This window comes from Idiomarina sp. OXR-189, assembly GCF_034373425.1.
Taxonomy (GTDB): Bacteria; Pseudomonadota; Gammaproteobacteria; order Enterobacterales; family Alteromonadaceae; genus Idiomarina; species Idiomarina zobellii.
Map to the genome: position 1 here is coordinate 1,353,057 of NZ_CP139706.1, position 20,858 is coordinate 1,373,914.

General features: G+C 45.3%; 19 protein-coding genes. 16 read left to right on the forward strand and 3 right to left on the reverse strand.

Annotated elements, in window-relative coordinates; translation table 11 throughout:
* Positions 1 to 37: 37 nt before the first annotated feature.
* The 5 genes from rlmKL to rmf all read left to right on the forward strand — a co-directional run bounded on the left by rlmKL (position 38) and on the right by rmf (position 6,413).
* Complete coding sequence (gene rlmKL, locus UM402_RS06720) at positions 38 to 2,155, forward strand: bifunctional 23S rRNA (guanine(2069)-N(7))-methyltransferase RlmK/23S rRNA (guanine(2445)-N(2))-methyltransferase RlmL (protein ID WP_058579577.1); 2,118 nt, start codon at positions 38 to 40, stop codon at positions 2,153 to 2,155.
* Complete coding sequence (locus UM402_RS06725; RefSeq protein ID WP_058579182.1) at positions 2,155 to 2,394, forward strand: glutaredoxin family protein; 240 nt, start codon at positions 2,155 to 2,157, stop codon at positions 2,392 to 2,394. Before rlmKL ends, UM402_RS06725 begins: the two co-directional genes overlap by 1 nt.
* Positions 2,391 to 4,343, forward strand: coding sequence for an ATP-binding cassette domain-containing protein (locus tag UM402_RS06730; RefSeq protein ID WP_058579181.1), 1,953 nt, complete (start codon positions 2,391 to 2,393; stop codon positions 4,341 to 4,343). Before UM402_RS06725 ends, UM402_RS06730 begins: the two co-directional genes overlap by 4 nt.
* Before the next feature lie 14 nt (positions 4,344 to 4,357).
* On the forward strand, positions 4,358 to 6,067 hold the full coding sequence (locus tag UM402_RS06735) for a DUF3466 family protein (RefSeq protein ID WP_058579180.1): 1,710 nt from the start codon (positions 4,358 to 4,360) through the stop codon (positions 6,065 to 6,067).
* A gap of 169 nt (positions 6,068 to 6,236) precedes the next feature.
* On the forward strand, positions 6,237 to 6,413 hold the full coding sequence (gene rmf / locus UM402_RS06740; RefSeq protein WP_053953642.1) for a ribosome modulation factor: 177 nt from the start codon (positions 6,237 to 6,239) through the stop codon (positions 6,411 to 6,413).
* Between the two features lie 79 nt (positions 6,414 to 6,492).
* Here rmf and fabA read toward each other — a convergent pair whose 3' ends face one another.
* The 3 genes from fabA to UM402_RS06755 all read right to left on the reverse strand — a co-directional run bounded on the left by fabA (position 6,493) and on the right by UM402_RS06755 (position 10,077).
* Positions 6,493 to 7,005, reverse strand: coding sequence for a 3-hydroxyacyl-[acyl-carrier-protein] dehydratase FabA (fabA, locus tag UM402_RS06745; RefSeq protein WP_058579179.1), 513 nt, complete (start codon positions 7,003 to 7,005; stop codon positions 6,493 to 6,495).
* Positions 7,006 to 7,093: 88 nt separating this feature from the next.
* Positions 7,094 to 9,010: an AAA family ATPase gene (locus UM402_RS06750; RefSeq protein WP_058579178.1), complete on the reverse strand. Its 1,917-nt coding sequence runs from the start codon at positions 9,008 to 9,010 to the stop codon at positions 7,094 to 7,096.
* A gap of 155 nt (positions 9,011 to 9,165) precedes the next feature.
* Positions 9,166 to 10,077: a LysR family transcriptional regulator gene (locus tag UM402_RS06755; protein WP_058579177.1), complete on the reverse strand. Its 912-nt coding sequence runs from the start codon at positions 10,075 to 10,077 to the stop codon at positions 9,166 to 9,168.
* Between the two features lie 114 nt (positions 10,078 to 10,191).
* On the opposite strand from UM402_RS06755, the gene UM402_RS06760 reads away from it, so the two are divergent.
* The 11 genes from UM402_RS06760 to uspE all read left to right on the forward strand — a co-directional run bounded on the left by UM402_RS06760 (position 10,192) and on the right by uspE (position 20,840).
* Positions 10,192 to 10,755: an FMN-dependent NADH-azoreductase gene (locus tag UM402_RS06760; protein ID WP_053953646.1), complete on the forward strand. Its 564-nt coding sequence runs from the start codon at positions 10,192 to 10,194 to the stop codon at positions 10,753 to 10,755.
* Between the two features lie 300 nt (positions 10,756 to 11,055).
* On the forward strand, positions 11,056 to 12,696 hold the full coding sequence (locus UM402_RS06765) for a methyl-accepting chemotaxis protein (protein ID WP_058579176.1): 1,641 nt from the start codon (positions 11,056 to 11,058) through the stop codon (positions 12,694 to 12,696).
* Positions 12,697 to 12,834: 138 nt separating this feature from the next.
* Complete coding sequence (ccoN, locus tag UM402_RS06770; RefSeq protein ID WP_058579175.1) at positions 12,835 to 14,271, forward strand: cytochrome-c oxidase, cbb3-type subunit I; 1,437 nt, start codon at positions 12,835 to 12,837, stop codon at positions 14,269 to 14,271.
* An 11-nt stretch (positions 14,272 to 14,282) separates the two neighbouring features.
* Entirely contained in the window at positions 14,283 to 14,903 is a 621-nt protein-coding gene (gene ccoO, locus UM402_RS06775) for a cytochrome-c oxidase, cbb3-type subunit II (protein ID WP_053953648.1), read from the forward strand.
* Positions 14,903 to 15,088 (forward strand): cbb3-type cytochrome oxidase subunit 3, encoded by a 186-nt coding sequence (locus UM402_RS06780; RefSeq protein ID WP_053953649.1) that lies wholly within the window; start codon positions 14,903 to 14,905, stop codon positions 15,086 to 15,088. Before ccoO ends, UM402_RS06780 begins: the two co-directional genes overlap by 1 nt.
* Positions 15,081 to 16,034: a cytochrome-c oxidase, cbb3-type subunit III gene (gene ccoP / locus UM402_RS06785; protein ID WP_058579174.1), complete on the forward strand. Its 954-nt coding sequence runs from the start codon at positions 15,081 to 15,083 to the stop codon at positions 16,032 to 16,034. Before UM402_RS06780 ends, ccoP begins: the two co-directional genes overlap by 8 nt.
* A gap of 50 nt (positions 16,035 to 16,084) precedes the next feature.
* Positions 16,085 to 16,582 carry a FixH family protein gene (locus UM402_RS06790; RefSeq protein WP_058579173.1) on the forward strand — a complete coding sequence of 166 codons (498 nt, stop codon included), beginning with the start codon at positions 16,085 to 16,087 and terminating at the stop codon, positions 16,580 to 16,582.
* A gap of 3 nt (positions 16,583 to 16,585) precedes the next feature.
* Positions 16,586 to 18,961 (forward strand): heavy metal translocating P-type ATPase, encoded by a 2,376-nt coding sequence (locus UM402_RS06795; RefSeq protein ID WP_058579172.1) that lies wholly within the window; start codon positions 16,586 to 16,588, stop codon positions 18,959 to 18,961.
* Complete coding sequence (gene ccoS / locus UM402_RS06800; protein ID WP_058579171.1) at positions 18,958 to 19,176, forward strand: cbb3-type cytochrome oxidase assembly protein CcoS; 219 nt, start codon at positions 18,958 to 18,960, stop codon at positions 19,174 to 19,176. Before UM402_RS06795 ends, ccoS begins: the two co-directional genes overlap by 4 nt.
* A complete protein-coding gene (locus tag UM402_RS06805; RefSeq protein WP_063744331.1) occupies positions 19,160 to 19,831 on the forward strand; it encodes a sulfite exporter TauE/SafE family protein in 672 nt (223 codons plus the stop codon). Before ccoS ends, UM402_RS06805 begins: the two co-directional genes overlap by 17 nt.
* Before the next feature lie 79 nt (positions 19,832 to 19,910).
* Positions 19,911 to 20,840: a universal stress protein UspE gene (gene uspE, locus UM402_RS06810; protein WP_058579170.1), complete on the forward strand. Its 930-nt coding sequence runs from the start codon at positions 19,911 to 19,913 to the stop codon at positions 20,838 to 20,840.
* Positions 20,841 to 20,858: the final 18 nt, after the last annotated feature.

The window sequence follows — 20,858 nt, forward strand, 5'->3', positions numbered from 1 at the left end:
TATAATTGCGGTTTACTGAATGAACAAGTCGGAATTTATGCATCGTTTTTTTATCGCCTGTGCCAAAGGGCTCGAAGAGCTACTTCACGAAGAATTACAGGCTTACGAATTACCTTATTTAAAACAAACATTTGCCGGTTGCTATATCGATGCTTCTTTAGAGCAGGCCTACCGCATTGTTATGTGGTCTCGTTTGGCAAGCCGTATGTTGCTCCAGTTAGGTGAACACGAACCCAGCAGTCTGGACGACATAAAACTGACATTGACTCAGTTTAACTGGCAAAGTGTCTTTAGTAATAATGAAACCTTTATCGTGGACTTTTCCGGTGGTAATGACGATATTCGTCATACTCAATTCGGTGCGCAATTGGTGAAAGACTGTATTGTCGACTACTTCCGAAATAAAGATCTGACAAGACCGAACATAGAAAAAGAGCAGCCCGATATTCGTATTGCGGTTCGTCTGCACAAAGGAAAACTGGTGTGGTCGTTAGACTTCTCTGGTGACGGTATGCACAAACGTGGTTATCGGACAGAGCAGGGCGCAGCGCCGTTGCGCGAAACCTTAGCGGCAGCAATTCTTATTCGCTCTGGTATTAAAACCGAGCTAGAAAAACCTCAACCCGCTATTTTTGATCCCTTTTGTGGCTCAGGCACTTTGCTTATTGAGGCTGCGATGATGGCCTGTGATCACGCCCCCGGCCTTGGCCGCGGACACTGGGGCTTCCTGCGTTGGAAAGGACATGATACAGCCGCATGGCATAGTGTGCTAGACGAAGCGGAAGAACGTTTCAAGGTTGGCAAGGCCGCGTTCAAAGGCATCATAAAAGGTTCTGATAGTAGCGGACGAATGATATCCATTGCCCGCAGTAACGCGAGTCGCGTACTGCTGAATAATGTTATTGAGTGGGAAGAGCGAGACGCAACAGACCTGGAGGCGCCTGCTGAATCGGGCTTGTTGGTCACGAATCCGCCTTACGGTGAGCGTTTAGGTGAAGTCGTTGAGACCTTATTGCTTTACCAGCGTTTCGGACAAACCTTAAAAGAAAACTTTCACAACTGGCAGCTATCAATACTTGCCGGTGACGAGCAACTGCTGAAGCGTTTACGACTTAGAAGTCATAAGAAGTATTCGTTACTAAATGGTGCCATTCCTGTCACTTTAGCGCTTTATGACTTAACTAAAGAGCAGCCAGACTTTACAGAAAGTAAAAGTAATGACCTTTTAAATAGACTTAAAAAGAATTATTCAAAACTTCGAAAGTGGGCTGACAAAGAAGAGCTGGATTGTTGGCGCGTCTATGATGCCGATATTCCTGAGTACAATGCTGCCATTGATATATACGGCGATTACTTAGTGGTTCAGGAATATGCAGCCCCTAAAACAGTACCCGACGGGGTCGCAAATGATCGCCTGTGGTTCATGCTGGAAACCTTAAGTGAAGCCCTACCATTTGATGAAAGCAATATCGTCTTAAAGCGCCGCCAGCGCCAAAGCGGTCGCCAGCAATATGAGAAGCGCTCGCAGGAAAGTAAGGTACTGACGGTTCACGAATACGGTGCACGTTTCGAGGTTAACTTAACCGATTATCTCGACACGGGATTGTTTATGGATCATCGCTTAGTTCGCAAGGAGCTTTTGGACAAATGTAATGAGCTCGATGTCTTAAACCTGTTTGCTTATACCTGCACAGCATCGGTTCAGGCCGCCAGAAGCAGGGCGAAACGTGTGGTTTCGGTAGATATGTCGAACACTTACCTTAAATGGGGTGAACGCAACTTCGAACTCAACAATTTGCGTGGCGACTACGATTTTATTCAAGCTGACTGCTTTAGCTGGATGCGGGAGCAAAGAGGGAAGCAAGCATTTGATGTGATCTTCCTGGATCCACCAACGTTCAGCAACTCCAAGCGAATGATGGGCACACTGGATATACAGCGTGACCACGTAGGGTTGATAAAAACCGCAGCAAACTTGCTGCACGAAGACGGTGTCATTTTGTTTTCTAACAACCGCAAGAAATTTAAAATTGACGTCGAAGGCTTGGAAAAAGCCGGCTTTGAAGTTAACGACCAAACGCAGGCGTCTATACCTGAAGACTTCAAGCGGCATAAAGGCATACACCATTATTTTATTATTTCCCGGGCGCACTAATGTCGGCAGTTTACCTATTAACTAAGCCTAATTGCCCGTTATGCACACAAGCGTTGCAAATGCTGCATCAGTTAGCATTAGAAGAGCCAGTAGAGCTTGGGGTCGTCGATATTTCGGAACAAGATGACTTACAAGAAGAATATGGCTGGCTTGTGCCGGTATTCGTGAAAGCCAGCGATGACAGTGAACTTCGTTGGCCATTTGATGAAAAGCAATTATTGGAGTTTATTGAGCAATGAGTTTGTTGCGAGTTCAGGATGCTCATTTAGCCTTTGGCGCAGATGCGATTCTTGATGGCGTCGATTTTACCGTAGAAGCCGGTGAGCGCATTTGCCTGGTTGGTCGCAATGGCGCAGGCAAGTCGACATTACTAAAGGCAATTGACGGCGAAGTTACTTTAGATTCGGGTAGTGTGCAGTGGATAGGTGATACTAAAGTATCACGTTTACCTCAGGACCCTCCTGCACAGTCTACGCAAAAAATTTATGATTATGTTGCTGAAGGCTTAGCCGAAACCGGAAAGCTATTATCGGAATATCATGAGCTTTCCGAACAGCTGGCTGATGCAACGCATAGCGAAAAGGTGTTACAAGACTTAGAAAGAGTTCAGACCGCTCTTGATGCCTGCAACGGTTGGCAAATGGCCACTCGTATAGAACAAACATTAACGCGCTTGCAGTTACCTGCTGACGACACCATGGCCTCATTGTCTGGTGGTTGGTTAAGACGTGTTGCTTTAGCGCGCGCTTTGGTTGTTGACCCAGACTTGTTATTGCTGGATGAGCCGACCAACCATTTAGATATTGAAATGGTCCGTTGGCTGGAGGAACAAATTGTCGCCTTTAAAGGTGCTGTGTTGTTTATCAGTCACGACCGCGCATTTATTCGACGTCTGGCCACTCGCATTATAGACCTCGATCGCGGCATACTCACCAGCTACGTAGGTAACTACGACAATTACTTGGTAAAAAAGAACGAAGCGCTGGAAGTTGAAACGGCCCAAAACGCCGAGTTTGATAAGAAGCTCGCACAAGAAGAGGCGTGGATTCGACAGGGCATTAAGGCGAGACGTACGCGCAATGAAGGCCGTGTTCGAGCGTTACAAGACTTGCGCAAGCAGCGACAACAGCGCCGAGAACTGCAGGGTAAAGCAAACTTATCGGTTAATGAGTCACAGCGTTCCGGTAAGAAAGTCTTTGAAGGCGAAAATATGTCACTGGCGTTTGGAGAACAACAAATCATTAGCGATCTCGATTTGTTGCTCATGCGTGGTGACAAAGTTGCTTTTGTTGGCCCCAATGGTTGTGGAAAGAGTACCTTGATTAAGGTTATTTTGGGTGACCAGCCGGTGGATTCTGGCGTCGTGCGCTTAGGAACAAACCTGGAAGTTGCTTATTTTGATCAACATAGAGCACAGCTCGACCCAGCCCAGTCTGTAATGGACAACGTGGGGGATGGTAAACAGGATATAGAGTTCCAGGGGCGTCCACGACATATTCTAAGCTATTTACAGGACTTCTTATTTACACCGAAGCAGGCGCGGACGCCGGTTAGTGCGCTGTCAGGTGGTGAACGTAACCGAGCTCTTCTGGCAAAAATACTGCTAAAACCAAGCAACATTTTGGTACTCGATGAGCCTACCAACGACTTAGACATTGAAACGCTGGAGCTTTTAGAGCAGATTATTGCGAGTTACGAAGGCACAGTTCTCTTGGTTAGTCACGACCGTGAATTTGTCGACAACACCGCAACCAGTGTGTTGTATTTCGAAGGTGAGGGCGTCATAACCGAGATAGTGGGTGGTTTTACAGAGCTTGAGCATTACCTGAAAAACAAAGCTCCTACAACTAAGGCAGATTCTTCTAAAACTAAGGGAACCAAAGCCCCAACAAAAGAGTCTGACTCGAACGAAAAACAAGAATCGAATACACAAAAATCGGTTAAAGGTTCAGCCAAGCCGCGTAAAAAGTTATCCTACAAGCTACAACGTGAGCTGGAAGCTTTGCCGCAAGTTATTGCTGAAAAAGAAACGCGACTGGAAAAATTACAAGAATCAATTAATGAAGCCGGGTTTTTTGAACAACCGCTAGAAAAAACAGAGCCTGTGATGAACGAAATTACTGAGCTGGAAGAGCAGCTCATGCAGGATCTTGAGCGTTGGGAAGAACTCGAAAACTTATCAGAATAGAGTAGTTATTAATAATGAAAAAATTTACAACAAAAGCTGTTACTGCCGCTATTTTGTCATCGCTGTCACTGTCAGCTGCCGCTGACTTGTATCAGGTAGAAGAAGTGCCGACAGCGGACAACTTCCGTCATAGCTTTGCCAGAGATATTAACGCTCAAAATTTTGTAGTAGGTGTTTCGCGCTTACCAGAAACCGCAGAAATTGACTTTGAGCGCTTGGGAATTGAAGACCCGGACACTCTTACAGATGAGCAAATTGTCAATTTCATACGCAACTTAGCAAATGAAAGCACATCAAATACTCAACAACAACGTATAGGACTTAATCAAGCGTTCTACTTTGATACGACAACCCAGGCAGTAGAACCTATACCACCAACAGGTGAGCAATGGGCAGACAGTACAGACAGCTTTTTCTACAGCATAAACAATGCTAACTCGGCTGTAGGTTACAGTACGGCGCCTTACGAGCTTATTGAGTATACCTACACCGATGGCGACGGCGAGGAGCAAACGCGAGAATACTTTGTCTCTGACTTTATTACCCGTGGTGTTTGGTTTAATAATGGCGAAGTGACTCAGGTTGCGCCGTCAGAAACCCAATATTTAGGCGGTGAGACTGCGTTAATGGATATTAACGATTCGGGTCTTGCCGCTGGTTATGCCAGTGTTGCTGTGAGTCCGTTTGCGGAAGAGCAAATTGCTGAATGTACTCCCGAAGACGATGAAACCATTGTTACCAAACCGGTGCAGGTTTGTGCCTGGGAAACATGGTTCGCTTTGAAAAACAGTACCGCAAATAATATAGAGCCATTTACATACAGCTTTTACTCAAGAAGAAGTAGTGGCTCTTTTGGTGCTAACCGTTCTATTTACGACGTTCGTGGTTTCTTATGGCGATTGGACGCCAGTGGCAATGTCATTGGTGAACCACAGCAGCTTGGTACTTTAATGCCCCGTGAAGAAGAAGATGAAAACGACTTTTCGAGTTACGCATACACGGTCAACAACAACGGTATAGCCGGTGGTCAAAGCTGGACGTATCACCCTGACTTAGACGCGATAAAAATGCCGGCTATTTTTGTCGAAGGCGAAGCCTTAGCGGTAACAGAAGACACAAAATATCGTTGGGGTTCGGTCAATGATATTAACGATAATAACGTTGCGACGGGTTACCTTGCCGAAGTTATTTCGTCTAAGCTGAGAACTACCGGCTTCATTTATAGTGTGGACAACGAACAGCTTACAACCTTACCGGGCTTCTTCACTGGCTCATCTACAGTCGCTAATGCTATTAATGATGACGGTATTGTGGTCGGGACTGGAGAAGTTGAAGCAACCTTAGCGACTCGCGACAGAGCTGGATTTATGTTCGACTCAACAGAAGAGGGCGCTGAGTTTATTAATTTGAACGATACAATAAGCTGTGACGCTCCCTACAATATTATTGAGGCGAACAGTATTAATGACAGCGGCGTTATTGTTGCAACCGCTTTAAAAGCTGAAGAGTACACTGACAGCGAAGGGGAAACTCAAACACGCGACGTGGTCGTTACGGTGAAACTTGACCCTTCGGCAGCTGATGGCGAGCTAAACGACTGTACCCAACAAGAAAACCGTGTTGAAAGACAAGGTGCAAGTTTAGGTCTTGGCACGTTGCTCGGCTTTATGGGTTTAGGCGCACTTATTTCTGTATTTCGCCGTAAATCAAAAATTAATAGCTAAACGTTCTATATAAAAAAGTGGCACAGTTTCAATTCGTTAAAAAATGTCAACTGAGACTCTGCCACTTTTACAATTGAACTCTCTCCAAATAAGTCTATCAATAGTAGAGAGGCATTAATAAAAAGCCTCTTTAAAAGAACAACTGTGAACAACAGGCGAGGATAGATTTATGAAAAGACAAAAACGCGATCGCTTTGAAAGAGCTCACACTCAAGGCTTTAAAGCCGGCTTACATGGGCGTTCGAAAGATAACTGTCCTTATCAAACTCAAGACGAGTTTAGGTCGCATTGGTTAGGTGGCTGGAGAGACGCCATGGAAGCAAGGAATACCGGCTTGTTTCGCTAATTTGTCATTCCTTTAAAGGAGAAACGCCGATAGTTGTTGCTATCGGCGTTTTTGTTTTAAGCAAACTTATGTCGTGCAATTAAAACGTTGAAGTATCGGTAAATAATCCGACTTTTAAGTCTTTCGCGGTATAAATTTCACGGCCATCAACTTCGACACGACCGTCGCCAACGCCCATGAACAGCTTGCGTTTTATAACGCGTTTCATATCAATGTAATAACTGACTTTTCTATGCTCAGGCAGAATTTGTCCCGTAAACTTAACTTCGCCAACGCCTAATGCACGACCGCGACCGGGGCCGCCTGACCATGCCAGGTGAAAGCCCAGCAATTGCCACATTGCGTCTAAGCCTAAGCATCCCGGCATGACTGGGTCACCAATAAAGTGACACTGGAAAAACCAAAGATCAGGGTTAATATCTAATTCTGCGTGAATATAGCCTTTGCCATGAGCGCCGCCATCTTCGCTAATCTCGACGATTCTATCCATCATTAACATATCAGGGGCGGGTAGCTTGCTGTTACCTGGACCAAACATTTCACCACGGCTGCAAGCCAGCAGCTCTTCCCGAGTAAAGCTCGACTGATTCATAAACACCTTAAGTAATTGAAAAAACTGTGCAGCAGTTTAGCGTACAGGTGTACGCTAAACAAATCCGACAAGTGTTTATGAGGGGGAATTAAGAAAAAAGTCGACGCCAAAAGCCAATAGGTTGACCTGACTCATCATCTTCTAAGGTATTTTCTTTTACCTTTTGGAAAAAGTTATCCGCCCTGCAGGAAGAGAGTATCTCTAATGCTTCCTCGACGTGAGCCACAGCATAGATGTGGAAGTTCCCTTGTTTTACCGCGTCAATGACTTCCTCGTTCAAGTTCAGTTGGTGCTTATTGGAAACAGGAATAATGACGCCTTGTTCGCCATTTAAACCACGTTCTTTACACAGAGCGTAGTAGCCTTCAATTTTTTCGTTAACAGCCCCAATAGACTGCACATTACCGAACTGGTCCACAGCGCCTGTTATGGCTAACGACTGCTTCAGCGGAATATTAGCCAGAGCCGACAGCAAGCAACACAGTTCTCCTAAAGAGGCGCTGTCACCATCGACCTCATAGTAAGACTGTTCAAAGACGACTGTCGCCGACACCGACAGCGGCGCGTACCGTGCAAATTGGTTTGCTAAATAAGCACTGAGAATCATCACGCCTTTTGTATGAATATTTCCGGACAAATCCGATTTACGCTCGATATCAATAATATCGCCGTCGCCATAATGGATAGTCGCGGTAATTCGCGAAGGTTCGCCAAACTCGCTACCGCCCATAGTTACAACCGTAAGGCCGTTTAGCTGACCAATTGCCTCACCATGTGTATCAATACGAACCTGTTGTTCAAGTATGCTACGACGACTCAATTCTGCTAAATTGCCTTCGCGGTCACGCTGTTGTTGTAAAGCGTCATCAATAGCTTGCTTATCAATTTCCGTTTGTTGACGCTCCAAAGCACAGCTGTTCGCTTCTCTTAATACTTGTAACAAGCGCACGGAGTTAAGCGTTAACTCCTGCTGATAGTCAGTGTATCGCGCGCAAACCTTTAGTAGTCCCGCATAGCCACTTTGGCTCAAAGGTAAAACATCAGCAATTTGCCAAACGTAATTAAGGTAATCGAAGTAGGGGGCAACAGGCTCATTCTGAGTGGCATAATGCCCATGAAAGTCCGCCAGAAATGGAAAGAAATGATCAAAGTCTTCGTCGTACTCACGCAGCTGAGCATACTCATTACGAGAGCCTAATAAAATTACTTTTAAGTTAACCGGAACCGGCTCAGGACGATAGAAGAACGCTGTACCAGAGTCAGGTTTTGCTGTTGACCATTCCAGCTCGCTGCACTCAATCACGTTTTTCAAACGTTTCCAAAGCTTAATGTCTTCTAAAAGTTCTGCGACTTCAATGGCTAAAACGCCACCATTGGCTTTATGAATAAGTCCAGGCTCAATAAGGTGAAGCTCTGAACGAACAGTTCCTTCAATAGCCTGTACGCCAATGTGGCCGAATAGCCGCTCCTCAGTAACCCGATCACAATAGTAATAAGGAGCAGGGTGCTCGTGTGCGACTAAAATACTGGCCAGTTGTTCGCCTTGTATGTCTTCGGGCGCCACATCTCGTATTTGTTGCATATAGTCACGCAGTTTGTGCGTGTCATAGGTTTGAGTTATTTCTTTATAGGCTTCTTCGCGATTGTCCTTGGGTAAATTAATGAACGCCCAAACCGCTTCTAAAAATGACTCAGCAGAGCCTGACGGGATATTAACCGCAACAGGTCGAAGTGCATCTTTTGGATTCGCCATATAAACCCAGTCGTACCAGCTTGAATACTCCCACTGATGCTCATTGAAATACGCGTTAAGTACATCACGTTTTAAAATGCCAGGCGAAAACAACGCATAGATATTTGAATACGTACCATGCTGCTGCAGTGAGTCGCCAAAAGCCTTAGTTGCGCGTGACTGACCAACCAATGGGTTCTCACTCAGCTCAGCAGGAAAACTCTTTAACCAGGTTTCAATATCCGGCTGTAACGCCTTGTAGTCTAATTTCATAAAACCGTCTCTTTATTATCTATGAGCGCATGATACCAGAATTCCCGAGTAACCGATGATTTGGGCCGTAAAACGCCACATTATATGATTGCGCATAATGTATATTATGTTAAATAAGATATATAAAAGGATAATCAAGGCGGTAAGCGCTAACTTTAAAACGTGTGCTCTGCTACTTCAGGAAGTTTTTCAGCAAGAAAATCTATTAAGGTTCTTACCGCAGGTTTAAGTCCACGGCGATGAGAATATGTCATGTGCATAATGCCAACCGGTAAGTTCCAGTTTGGTAGTAACTGAACAAGCAGCCCTTCAGATACCGCTTGCTGCCCTATGTAATTTGGCAATGCGACAATTCCCTGGTTATTAATGGCGGCTTCTTTTAACAGCATCATGTCGTCGCTAATCAGTTTCGGCTGGAAATTGATTTGCTGCTTGTCGCCTTGTTCATTGGTTAGCTGATAATGGTAACGACCGCTGGTGTAATGCAAACTGAGTTGTGGGTGTTGTATTAAGTCCTGGGGCTCTTTAACCGGCTGCGCGTTCAACAGCTCAGGAGAAATAAACAAACTTGATGGCGACTCTGTTAATGGCCGCGCAATTAACGAGGAGTCTTCAATATACGGACGTACCCGAAGCGCAATGTCGATATTTTCATCAATGAGGTTAACCGGCCTATTGGTAGCAATAACATTAAGCTGCACTTCGGGGTATTTATCCATAAACTCAGGCAGTACTTTGACCAGTAAACTTTGGCTGATGGCATACGGACAGCTAATATTCACACGACCTCTGGGCTTTTCTAACAATGCCTGAGTCACCATCTGCGCAGACTCAGCCGCATCAACTAATGATTCGCAATGCACCAAAAATGCTTCGCCAACGTCAGTAAGCTTTAACCCTGAACGTCCCCTATTTACAAGACGGACGCCCTGCTCTTTCTCTAACTGGCTGAGCCGACGGCTTATGGTCGACTTTGGTAGCTCTAATTCTCTTGCCGCCGCATTAATACTGCCGGCACGCACCGTGCGGGCGAATAAATAGTAATTTGCAATATTGGGTATAGACATAGGTGTTCTAATTTTGGAACGTTTAATCCCATTTTGTCGTCTTTTCATTTAATTCGGAACACTTAGTATTAACGCCAACATTATGAATAAGGTAAGACTTAAAGGAGCTACCCTATGAACGTATTACATTTAGACTCTGGTATTTTTGTTGAAGGCTCAGTGAGCCGTCAGTTAAGTGCTGACATTATTAAGAAGCTACAAGCAGAAAGCGATATTTCGGTAAAGCACCGTGACTTAGTGACTGACGCTATTCCGCACTTAGGCGCTGATGAATTGTTAGCTGAAGATAAGCCATTAATTAACGAGTTGATTGAAGAGCTCAAAAACGCCGATGTTTTAGTCATTGGCGCACCCATGTATAACTTCACCATTCCTACACAGCTTAAAGCCTGGATTGATCGGGTATTGCAGGCAGGCGTAACCTTCCGTTATACCGAAAATGGTCCTGAAGGTTTGCTGGAAGGCAAAAAAGCCTATATTGCTTCGGGTCGTGGTGGTGTCTATTCAACCGGAGAGGCGAGCGCGCTTGATCACCAGGAGGCCTATCTAAAAACAGCATTGTCTTTTATCGGTATTACCGATGTTGAAATCGTTCGTGCTGAAGGCCTGAACATGGGTGATGAGTCACGAGAGCAAGGTTTATCGAATGCTCAGTCACAAATAGCAGACATTGCCTAGTTTTCAAACGGTCGGCGAATTGTGAAGGTGACAAAACCAACCAATTCGCCACTTCGATAAAGTTATTTATAATTAACATTAGGTAAATTAAATAACCACTTGTAGATGGATAAGTTAAACCCAACTACAAACAAACCTGTCGCCAAATGGTTTGGTGAACAACCTTGCCAAATTAGACGTCAAGCACCATAAACGGTGGTTTTATCAGCAAGTTCTTTGACTTTGGTCTACTTTTCTTTATGTAAAGAAAGGGTAAATTAAGACGATATAAAGACTTACGTTAAAAGTTAAGGAACGGCAATGAAGTTAATACAGCGTCTTAGCATTACGCAAAGGCTGGTCACTTTATTAGGAATAGCGGCTTTTGGTACCGCCCTGATGGTGGCGTTTATGATGTTTATCCTAAATGGACTTTTAATAGACGAAGAAAAGCGCAAGCTGGATGCTGTATTAGATTCTGCCCATACCATTGTTAACTACTATTACGAGCAAGCTGAAAACGGCGACATAACCGAAGAAGAAGCCCGACAGCAAGCGTTTAACAGGCTGGACGATATTCGTTACGAAGGTGCAGAGTATATTTTTACACTGAACCGACAAGGTAAGATGGTTCAGCACCCTTTTACGAAGTCGCTGGTGGGTGAAAACGTTCTTTCTTATGAAGACCCTGAAGGTACCCAACTTTTTCAGGAAATGGTCGAAAAAGCACGTAATAACGACCGGGGCACTGTCGAATACATTTGGCAAAAAGGCAGTGATGCCAATAACTTAGTGCCAAAAATTAGCCGAATTCGTGTCTTTGAACCTTGGAATATTATTCTGGGAACAGGTCAGTATACCGATAATATTGCGGATATTTTATGGCAGGAGTTCTTTAAGCTTGCAGGTCTTGCTCTTGTGCTTGCTGTTCCTTTGATGCTCTTATTTATATTCATTATTCGCTCAATTACTCGCCCGCTTAAAACCATCAACAGCGCCATGGTTGATATTGCCGAAGGCGAAGGTGACTTAACGCGCCGTTTAGACGACTCAGGCTCGGACGAGCTTGCCAGGCTCGCCGCTTCGTTTAATACCTTCGTGCATAAAATTCAGCAGCTCGTGCAAAGTGTTCAGGAAAGCGCACACAGTGAAAGTGAAGCTGCTAAAAAACTGACTGAGCTTTCTTCAACCAGTCGTCGTCAAAGCGACGAACTCAGCTCGCAAACAGGCTCGGTTGCTACGGCTATTACAGAGCTTTCATCGTCTGCTGCAGAAGTGGCTGAGCACGCACGTCAGGCGGCAGATTCAGCGAACACGGCAGATGAAGAAGCCGGTCGCTCTGCTGTCATTGTGCGAGAGTCGGTCAATAATATCGAGGCACTGACTAATGAGCTTAAGAAAGCCGGAGAGCAAGCGCGCCTGCTTCAGGACGGCTCGGAAAAAATCGGCAATATTCTTGGAGTCATTGTCGCTATTGCAGAACAAACCAATTTACTGGCATTGAACGCCGCTATAGAAGCTGCTCGGGCAGGTGAAGCTGGCCGTGGCTTTGCGGTTGTTGCCGATGAAGTCAGAACCCTGGCAACGCGCACACAGCATTCAACCGATGAAATTTCAGGCATTGTTGACAGCATTCAGGGAGCCATAAAAGACGTTAGCCAAATCATTACGGACGTTGAGGGTCGTTCAGCTTCGACCAATGAAGAAGCGCTGAAAGCCGAGCAAGCTATCGGTCAAATACAGGAAGCGGTCGCAAACATCTCAACCATGAATGTTCAAATCGCCTCGGCCACAGACGAACAAAGTCGAGTCACCAAAGATTTGAACGAAAACATCACTGGTATTTCTGATCTTTCTCACGCAAATCAAGAAGCAAACGCCCAAGTTGCTGAGGTCAGTCAGGATCTTAATAAAAACAGTGTTGATTTAAGTCAACTTGTTAGCCGCTTTAAAACGCAATAACCTTGAAAGTTATGGGGATACTGGCAATATCCCCCTGTACCTTTTTGAACATAAAGCGTAAAATGAAGGTACTTTTACAAGGAGTGTGTCTGGTAAAAGTCTCCTTTTTCCTGATCTTAATCATTGCGGATTTAAAAGATGAGTCAAACTATTCCACAACAACCGAACGAATATAATATGAAGGTCGTCCGGCAGTTTACTGTCATGACCATTATTTGGGGTATCGTCGGTATGGCGTTAGGTGTGTTAATTGCAGCCCAGCTCGTCTGGCCTGAACTTAACTTCAATACACCTTGGCTAACCTACTCACGTCTTCGCCCTCTTCATACCAACGCCGTTATTTTTGCGTTTGGTACCAGTGCGCTTTTTGCCACCTCTTATTATGTGGTGCAAAAAACCTGTAAGGTGAGTCTTTTCTCGGACAAACTTGCTGCTTTTACCTTCTGGGGTTGGCAAGCCGTTATTGTTGCCGCTGTTATTACGCTGCCACTCGGTTTAACCAGCACCAAAGAATACGCTGAGCTTGAATGGCCAATCGATATTCTTATCGCTATTGTCTGGATTGCTTACCTCATCGTATTTTTTGGGACATTAGCCATTCGTAAAACCTCGCATATTTATGTTGCGAACTGGTTCTACGGCGGCTTTATTGTCGTTATTGCGATGCTACACATCGTTAATAGCCTGGCAGTACCGGTGGACTTTACTAAGTCATACTCTATGTACTCAGGTGCTGTCGACGCTATGGTTCAGTGGTGGTATGGGCACAACGCCGTTGGTTTCCTATTGACCGCAGGTTTCCTGGGTATGATGTATTACTTCGTACCTAAGCAGGCAGAACGTCCGGTTTACTCATACCGTTTATCCGTTGTTCACTTCTGGGCACTTATTTCACTGTATATTTGGGCCGGTCCTCACCATCTGCATTACACCGCTTTGCCTGACTGGACTCAGTCGGTCGGTATGGTCATGTCAGTTATCTTGTTCGTACCCTCTTGGGGCGGCATGATCAACGGTATCATGACACTTTCAGGTGCTTGGCATAAGCTGCGTACTGACCCAATCCTGCGCTTCTTAATTGTGTCATTGTCGTTCTACGGCATGTCGACCTTTGAAGGTCCAATGATGGCAATTAAATCGGTTAACGCCCTGTCTCACTACACTGACTGGACAGTTGGTCACGTACACTCAGGCGCACTTGGCTGGGTTGCAATGATCACCATTGGCTCTATGTACTACTTAGTACCTCGCCTGTTTAACCAAAAAGAAATTCACAGCATTAAATTAGTGAACGTGCATTTCTGGTTACACACTATAGGTGTTGTTTTCTACATCGTATCTATGTGGATTTCAGGTGTTATGCAAGGTCTAATGTGGCGTGCGACTAACTCTGACGGAACTCTCACCTACAGCTTTGTTGAAAGTGTTCAGGCGTCTTACCCGTTCTGGACTGGCCGCTTCATTGGTGGTGTCTTCATTGTCGTAGGTATGCTGTTAATGGCATATAACTGTTATAAAACCATTCGTGCTGGCCGTCGTGAGACTGCCGCAGGCAACGTCGTACAAACAGCCTGAGGGGGAAGAAAATGAGTCGCTTTAAACACGAATTTGTTGAAAAGAACTTAGGCTGGCTGTCTATTTTCATGATAATCGCAGTATCGATTGGCGGTTTGGTTGAAATTACACCGCTGTTATTTCAAAACCAGACTAACGAGCCCATTAAGGGCTTGAAGCCATACACTGCGCTTGAACTTGAAGGTCGTGATATCTACATCCGCGAAGGTTGTAATAACTGTCATAGCCAGATGATTCGTCCATTCCGTGCAGAAACTGAACGTTATGGCCATTACTCATTAGCCGGTGAACATGTTTGGGAGTTCCCTCACCTGTGGGGCTCTAAGCGTACCGGACCTGATTTAGCTCGCGTTGGCGGTCGTTACAGTGACGAGTGGCACTATGTTCACTTAATGAACCCGCGTAATGTAGTTCCTGAGTCGAACATGCCGGCGTTTCCCTGGTTAGATGAGAATAAATTAACTGGCGAAAAAACTGCGAAGAAAATGGAAGTAATGCGTTCTCTTGGCGTTCCGTATACCGATGAAGATATTGCCGGTGCAAAAGAAGCCGTTCAGGGCGAAACTGAAATGGATGCGCTTATTGCGTACCTTCAGTCGCTGGGTACCGCTTTGCAGCAGGCTGATAAATAATGGATTACGGAACTTGGCGCGGCGTGTTTAGCCTGATCATCCTGGCAATTTTCATTGCCATTGTGTTCTGGGCTTTCAGCCGCCGCAGTAAAAAACAATTTGATGAAGCCGCCAACTCTATTTTCGAAGACGAGGCTTCATCAACGACTAATAGCGACAAACCGGAGTCGAAGAAAGATGAGTAGCTTCTGGAGTGCATGGATCATTGTTTTAACGCTAGCCACCTTAGTGGTATTGATCTGGCTGCTGCGTTGTAACATGAAAAACTACACACACATCGAAGAAGGTCAGGAAATGGACCACGAATTCGATGGCATTGTAGAGATGAATAACCCACTACCTAAATGGTGGACGTATCTGTTTTGGGCGTGTTTTGTTTGGGGCTTTATCTACTTAGCGCTATATCCTGGCCTAGGTAATTTCCAGGGATTATTAGGCTGGAAAAGCTCTAACCAGGACATTCAGTCGCTAGAAGAGTCTCGTCAGGCAATGAAAGAAGCCCATGAACAAGGCTTAATTGTTGAGTATGACCGAGCTGTTCGTGATGCGGAAGAAAAGTACGGCCCCATCTTTGAAGCTTATGCTCAACAGCCTATTGAAGAGTTGGCTCATAACGAAGATGCATTGGATGTCGGTCAGCGTCTGTTCTTGCAAAACTGTGCCCAATGCCACGGCTCAAACGCTATGGGTGGTCAGGGCTTCCCTAACCTAACGGATAATGATTGGTTATACGGCGGTTCGCCTGAGGCGATAAAAACAACCCTATTACAGGGTCGTCAAGGCAACATGCCGGCATTTGGCGAGCAGTTCAGTGACAAGCAAATTACAGAGCTTGCTAACTATGTTGCGAGTCTAAGTGGTCGTGACCGTGATCCTGACTTGGTTGAAGCTGGCAAAGCCAACTTTGCAGTTTGTAGTGCCTGCCACGGCGCCGACGGTAAAGGTAATCAACAGTTAGGCGCTCCTAACTTAACCGATAACGTTTGGCTATACGGCGGTTCAATTAATAAAATTGAAGAAACGCTTAAGCATGGTCGTAATGGTGTTATGCCTGCCTGGAAAGATATTCTGGGTGAGGATAAAATACACGTTATATCGGCTTATGTTTACTCGCTCTCTGACGACGAGTAAAAAGAAATCACAAGCCCCGCTACGGCGGGGTTTTTTGTAAGAGGTTTACTATGCAACAACCTTGGTATAAGCAGTTCTGGCCTTGGTTTCTCATTTCCCTCCCTGTTACGGTAATGATCGTTTGCGGCGTTATTATTTATCTGTCCGTAAGTCAGGGTAATTTTTCAATGGTCGTTGATGACTATTACAAACGCGGCAAAACCATTAATGCGATAATTGAGCACGTTGAAGAAGCGCAGCGACGTGATATTAGCTTTGAATTCATCGCCAATAATGGTGTTTTTGAGCTGCGTTATAAAACTGGAAAACCGGAAGAGCTGAGCGCTTTGAAAGTTCAATTCGTACACGCAACACAAGCATCCAAAGATTTCGATTTAATGGTGACAGGCAGCGCAGACGGAACCTACCGTGCAGAAATTCCAAAAGATATTGGTGGCAAATGGACGATTACGGTTGAACCATTCGATGGTGTCTGGAAAGTCAGCGAAAAATATCAGTTACCCAAAGCTGAATTTACGCCGTTGCGCCCTCTTCTTTATGGCGTTTAAACGATGGAATGCTTTCACTGTTTACAGCCTGTTCCAAAAGGCGTTGACTTAACCGTCAGTTATCAAGGCGAAGAGCACGACGTTTGTTGTGCGGGCTGTCAGGCCGTTGCCAATACCATTATTCAACATAATCTCGATGCCTATTATCAGCATCGAGATGAGCGACCATTAGAAACGCCTTTATTGCCCGATGAATTAAAACAGCTAAGCCTTTACGACCACCCTGATATTCAAAAAGAGTTTATACGGGACGCTGGTGACAATATTCAAATTGCCACCCTGACGGTTGAAAATATTACCTGTGGTGCTTGTGGCTGGTTAATAGAGCAAGAGTTAATGAGACTCAACGGCATTAGAAAAGCGGTCGTGAATGTTAGCAGCCGGCGTTTACAGGTTCATTGGGACGACGGTGCCCTAAAACTCAGTGAAATACTGCAAGCGCTTGCACGCATTGGCTATAAAGCGTTGCCTTTTCAACCTAACGAAGCAGAGCACCAGTACGAGAAACAGCGTAAGAGTTACATTAAACGCTTAGGCGTTGCCGGTATTGCGACAATGCAAGTGATGATGGTGGCTTTTGGTCTTTACTTTGGTGTTGGTGGTGACTTGTCTGAAAGCCTTCAGCGCTTCCTTTGGATTGTTAGTCTGGTGTTTGCTACCCCCGTTATTTTATACAGTGCTCAGCCGTTTTATGCCGGCGCATTAAGAGGCCTGCAAGCCAGCAAGCTGAATATGGATATTCCGGTATCCATTGCCTTATTAGGTGCATACAGCGCTAGTGTTTACGCCACTATTACCAACACTGGAGAAGTTTACTTTGAGTCTATCTCAATGTTTACGTTCTTCTTGTTGACCGGTCGCTTTCTTGAGCTGTTGGCAAAAGAGCGAGCCTTACGCTTTGCAACCAATCGTTTAACCTTGCTGCCTAAATTAGCTATTCGTGAAACTGCTGACAGTACAGAAGAAGTAGCCGTTCGCCAACTAAAGGTTGGCGATGTCATTCGTGTCAAACCGGGAGAGACCTTGCCGGCAGATGGGCACTTACTCAGTGGCAAAGCGCAAGTTGATGAAAGTCTTTTGACCGGTGAAAGCCGCCCTGCTGTAAAAGTAAAAGGCGACAAAGTGGTTGCCGGTAGTTTAAACCAAAGCTCCCCTATTCGCGTGGAAGTGACAGAGGTAGCTCAGCAAACGGTGCTTGCCGGAATTATTGCCATGCAAGACGCAGCTTTAGCTGACAAACCCAAAGTACAACAAGTCATTGATAAAGTTGCAGGTTATTTCATTGCCGGCATTCTTTTAACCGCAACGGTTACCTTCTTAGCCTGGTGGTTCATCAACCCCGAACACGCATTGTGGGTAACCTTAGCCGTCCTTGTTGCCACCTGTCCTTGTGCGCTGTCGTTAGCTGCTCCAACCGCGCTAACCGGCATTATCCATCGTCTGAATAATGATGGCATCTTATTAAAGAATGCAGATGTTATTGAGTCAGTAAAAAACCTGAACACTGTATTTCTGGATAAAACCGGTACCTTAACCGAAGGCAAGTTTCAATTAATTACCAAGCTTGATCACACTAATAACACGCACAACGATGCATTAGCTGCGGGTCTTGAAAGTCATTCAGAGCACCCTATTGCAGCGCCATTGAAATTACTTTCAGAGCAACCTGTGGCTTTTAATAATGTCGAAAATCATCAGGGACTTGGGCTAGAAGGTATAGCCGAGGGTATTCGCTACCGCATTGGCAGTCGTGCTTTCATTCAACAGTGGCATCCACAGTACCAACCTGATGGCGAGCACCAGGTTGTTCTTGCGAACGAATCTGAGGTTTTAGCCGAATATCATGTTGATGATCAACTTCGGCCAGAGGCAAAAGAAACAATAACAACCCTTCAGCAGCAAGGATATAACCCAGTTATTGTCAGTGGAGACAGTAAAGACAGAGTGGAACGTGTTGCTCACTCGCTGGGTATCAAGGAGTGGCACCATGAGACAAAACCGGAAGACAAGCTGAGTTTAATAACTGACGCGCAGAGAAACGGTCATACGGTCTGGATGATTGGTGATGGCATCAACGATAGCCCGGTTCTTGCGCAAGCTGATCTTTCCATGACATTTTCCAGCGCCTCTGATCTCGCTCAGACATCGGCCGATGTTATTTTAATGGGCGAGTCACTTTGGCAAATTGAAACGGTGATAAAAGGTGCGACAAAAGTACGCAGCATTATGCGGCAGAATTTTACCTGGGCATTGCTGTATAATGTCAGCATATTACCGTTTGCAGCATTTGGCTTTGTTGCACCATGGGCAGCCGCATTAGGGATGTCGTTAAGTTCCCTGCTGGTTATCGCTAATTCATTAAGGCTATACAAGAAATGAGTGTTGTCTACGCATTAATTCCGGTGGCGATTATTTTCGTTATTATTGCCATTGCTGTCTTCTTCTGGGCTGTTCGTTCCGACCAGTTTGAAGACATTGAGCGACAAGGCCTGAATATTTTAATGGATGACGACAAGCCAAAAGACGCTGATAACAAAGCGCCAAGTGACCAGGCTAACAAAGAGCAAGAAAGTGATAATGACGCAAAGCGCTGATTATATAACCGCCCTGATGATGGGCTTAGCGGGGGCCGGACATTGCTTAGTAATGTGCGGTGGCATAGCCAGTGCCATTGGCGTTCGCTCTAAGCCTTATATTGTCTGGATTTATAACCTTGGGCGTGTTGCTTCTTATGTATTGATTGGGGCGCTGGTAGGCGCAGCTATTGGTTTAATATCGCCCGATGGTTCATACACCACAGTCGTACTCCGTTGGCTTGCGGCACTGTTTTTATTGCTGCTTGGTTTATACTTTACCGGCTGGTTCTCCGGCCTGGTTTATATTGAAAAGTTGGCATCACCGCTATGGCGAAAAATTCAGCCTCTCGCAGGACGTTTGAAGAACAATCAAGGTGTTTTGAATACTTTTCTGGCCGGCGCACTATGGGGCTGGCTGCCTTGCGGAATGGTTTATACAGCACTGAGCTGGGCGGCTATTAGTGGCACGGCTCAGGGCGGTGCGTTAACTATGGCATTTTTTGGGTTAGGTACCCTTCCCGCAATGATAGCCGCCGGTCATTTTAGCCAGTTCCTGCATAACTTTTTAAAAGCCCGAGGTGTTCGCACCGCTATGGGTATTCTTCTTATTGTTTATGCACTTTGGAGTTTCGTGACACTGATCAAACCTTTTTTCCACGCATCGGGTCATTAAAGGCTTCAAATTCACTGTTCATAAGCTATTCTTAGATAAAGAAACATGACTTTAGTCGCGTTCACATTAAGGAATAAAAATGAATAGCTTTAATAAGTTACTGGTCGTTTTAGACCCTGCTGATGAACAACATAAAGCGCTCAAACGTGCGCTGCACATGGCGCGACTCAACCCTGACTGTAAACTCACATTATTTCTTTCTATTTACGACTTTTCTTATGAAATGACCACGATGCTGTCGAGTGAAGAGCGTGACATTATGCGCTCCAACCTAATTGCAGACAGAAAAGCCTGGATTGATGATCTGCTCAGTGAGTTTGACACTGACAACATGGAAATCGAAAAAGAGGTTGTCTGGCATAACCGTCCTTTTGAAGCCATTATTGAAGAAGTTTTGAAAAATAACCATGAGCTTCTGATTAAAGGCACCCAAGTGAGTCCAAGCTTTCAGAACCTTCTCTTTACACCAACAGATTGGCATTTATTGAGAAAAGCGCCTTGTGCCGTGTTATTGGTGAAAGAACACGAGTGGCCAAGTCACGGACAAATTATCGCAGCCGTTCACACAGGCTCTGAGGAAGAACACCACCAAAAGCTTAATAAGCGAATAATTGAGCATGCTCAGGCAATGAGTAAAACTCTCGATGCCAGTGTTCATTTAGTCAATGCTTATCCCAGTGCTCCGGTGAATATCGCGGTCGAAATTCCTGAGTTCGATGTGACAGAATACTCAGATGCACTGGAACAACACCATATTAATAGAATGGCGGCGTTAGGTCGTGAGTTTGGTATATCCACTCATGCGCAGCACCTTTCTCAAGGCTTACCAGAACAAGTGATACCAGAATTCGCCAAACAACTAGACGCCGAACTTGTTGTGCTTGGTACTATCGGCCGTACCGGCATTAGCGCTGCCCTACTCGGCAATACCGCAGAGCATGTGCTCGACCAAATAAACTGTGACGTACTGGCCATAAAACCGGAAGATTTCAAATGCCCCCTCGCTTGATGCGAACCGCTTAGGTAT

Excerpts from the sequence above, each read along its gene's own strand:
- rlmKL (WP_058579577.1), top strand. The coding sequence starts at position 38 with ATGCATCGTTTTTTTATCGCCTGTGCCAAAGGGCTCGAAGAGCTACTT.
- UM402_RS06725 (WP_058579182.1), top strand. The coding sequence starts at position 2,155 with ATGTCGGCAGTTTACCTATTAACTAAGCCTAATTGCCCGTTATGCACA.
- UM402_RS06730 (WP_058579181.1), top strand. The coding sequence starts at position 2,391 with ATGAGTTTGTTGCGAGTTCAGGATGCTCATTTAGCCTTTGGCGCAGAT.
- UM402_RS06735 (WP_058579180.1), top strand. The coding sequence starts at position 4,358 with ATGAAAAAATTTACAACAAAAGCTGTTACTGCCGCTATTTTGTCATCG.
- rmf (WP_053953642.1), top strand. The coding sequence starts at position 6,237 with ATGAAAAGACAAAAACGCGATCGCTTTGAAAGAGCTCACACTCAAGGC.
- fabA (WP_058579179.1), bottom strand. The coding sequence starts at position 7,005 with ATGAATCAGTCGAGCTTTACTCGGGAAGAGCTGCTGGCTTGCAGCCGT.
- UM402_RS06750 (WP_058579178.1), bottom strand. The coding sequence starts at position 9,010 with ATGAAATTAGACTACAAGGCGTTACAGCCGGATATTGAAACCTGGTTA.
- UM402_RS06755 (WP_058579177.1), bottom strand. The coding sequence starts at position 10,077 with ATGTCTATACCCAATATTGCAAATTACTATTTATTCGCCCGCACGGTG.
- UM402_RS06760 (WP_053953646.1), top strand. The coding sequence starts at position 10,192 with ATGAACGTATTACATTTAGACTCTGGTATTTTTGTTGAAGGCTCAGTG.
- UM402_RS06765 (WP_058579176.1), top strand. The coding sequence starts at position 11,056 with ATGAAGTTAATACAGCGTCTTAGCATTACGCAAAGGCTGGTCACTTTA.
- ccoN (WP_058579175.1), top strand. The coding sequence starts at position 12,835 with ATGAGTCAAACTATTCCACAACAACCGAACGAATATAATATGAAGGTC.
- ccoO (WP_053953648.1), top strand. The coding sequence starts at position 14,283 with ATGAGTCGCTTTAAACACGAATTTGTTGAAAAGAACTTAGGCTGGCTG.
- UM402_RS06780 (WP_053953649.1), top strand. The coding sequence starts at position 14,903 with ATGGATTACGGAACTTGGCGCGGCGTGTTTAGCCTGATCATCCTGGCA.
- ccoP (WP_058579174.1), top strand. The coding sequence starts at position 15,081 with ATGAGTAGCTTCTGGAGTGCATGGATCATTGTTTTAACGCTAGCCACC.
- UM402_RS06790 (WP_058579173.1), top strand. The coding sequence starts at position 16,085 with ATGCAACAACCTTGGTATAAGCAGTTCTGGCCTTGGTTTCTCATTTCC.
- UM402_RS06795 (WP_058579172.1), top strand. The coding sequence starts at position 16,586 with ATGGAATGCTTTCACTGTTTACAGCCTGTTCCAAAAGGCGTTGACTTA.
- ccoS (WP_058579171.1), top strand. The coding sequence starts at position 18,958 with ATGAGTGTTGTCTACGCATTAATTCCGGTGGCGATTATTTTCGTTATT.
- UM402_RS06805 (WP_063744331.1), top strand. The coding sequence starts at position 19,160 with ATGACGCAAAGCGCTGATTATATAACCGCCCTGATGATGGGCTTAGCG.
- uspE (WP_058579170.1), top strand. The coding sequence starts at position 19,911 with ATGAATAGCTTTAATAAGTTACTGGTCGTTTTAGACCCTGCTGATGAA.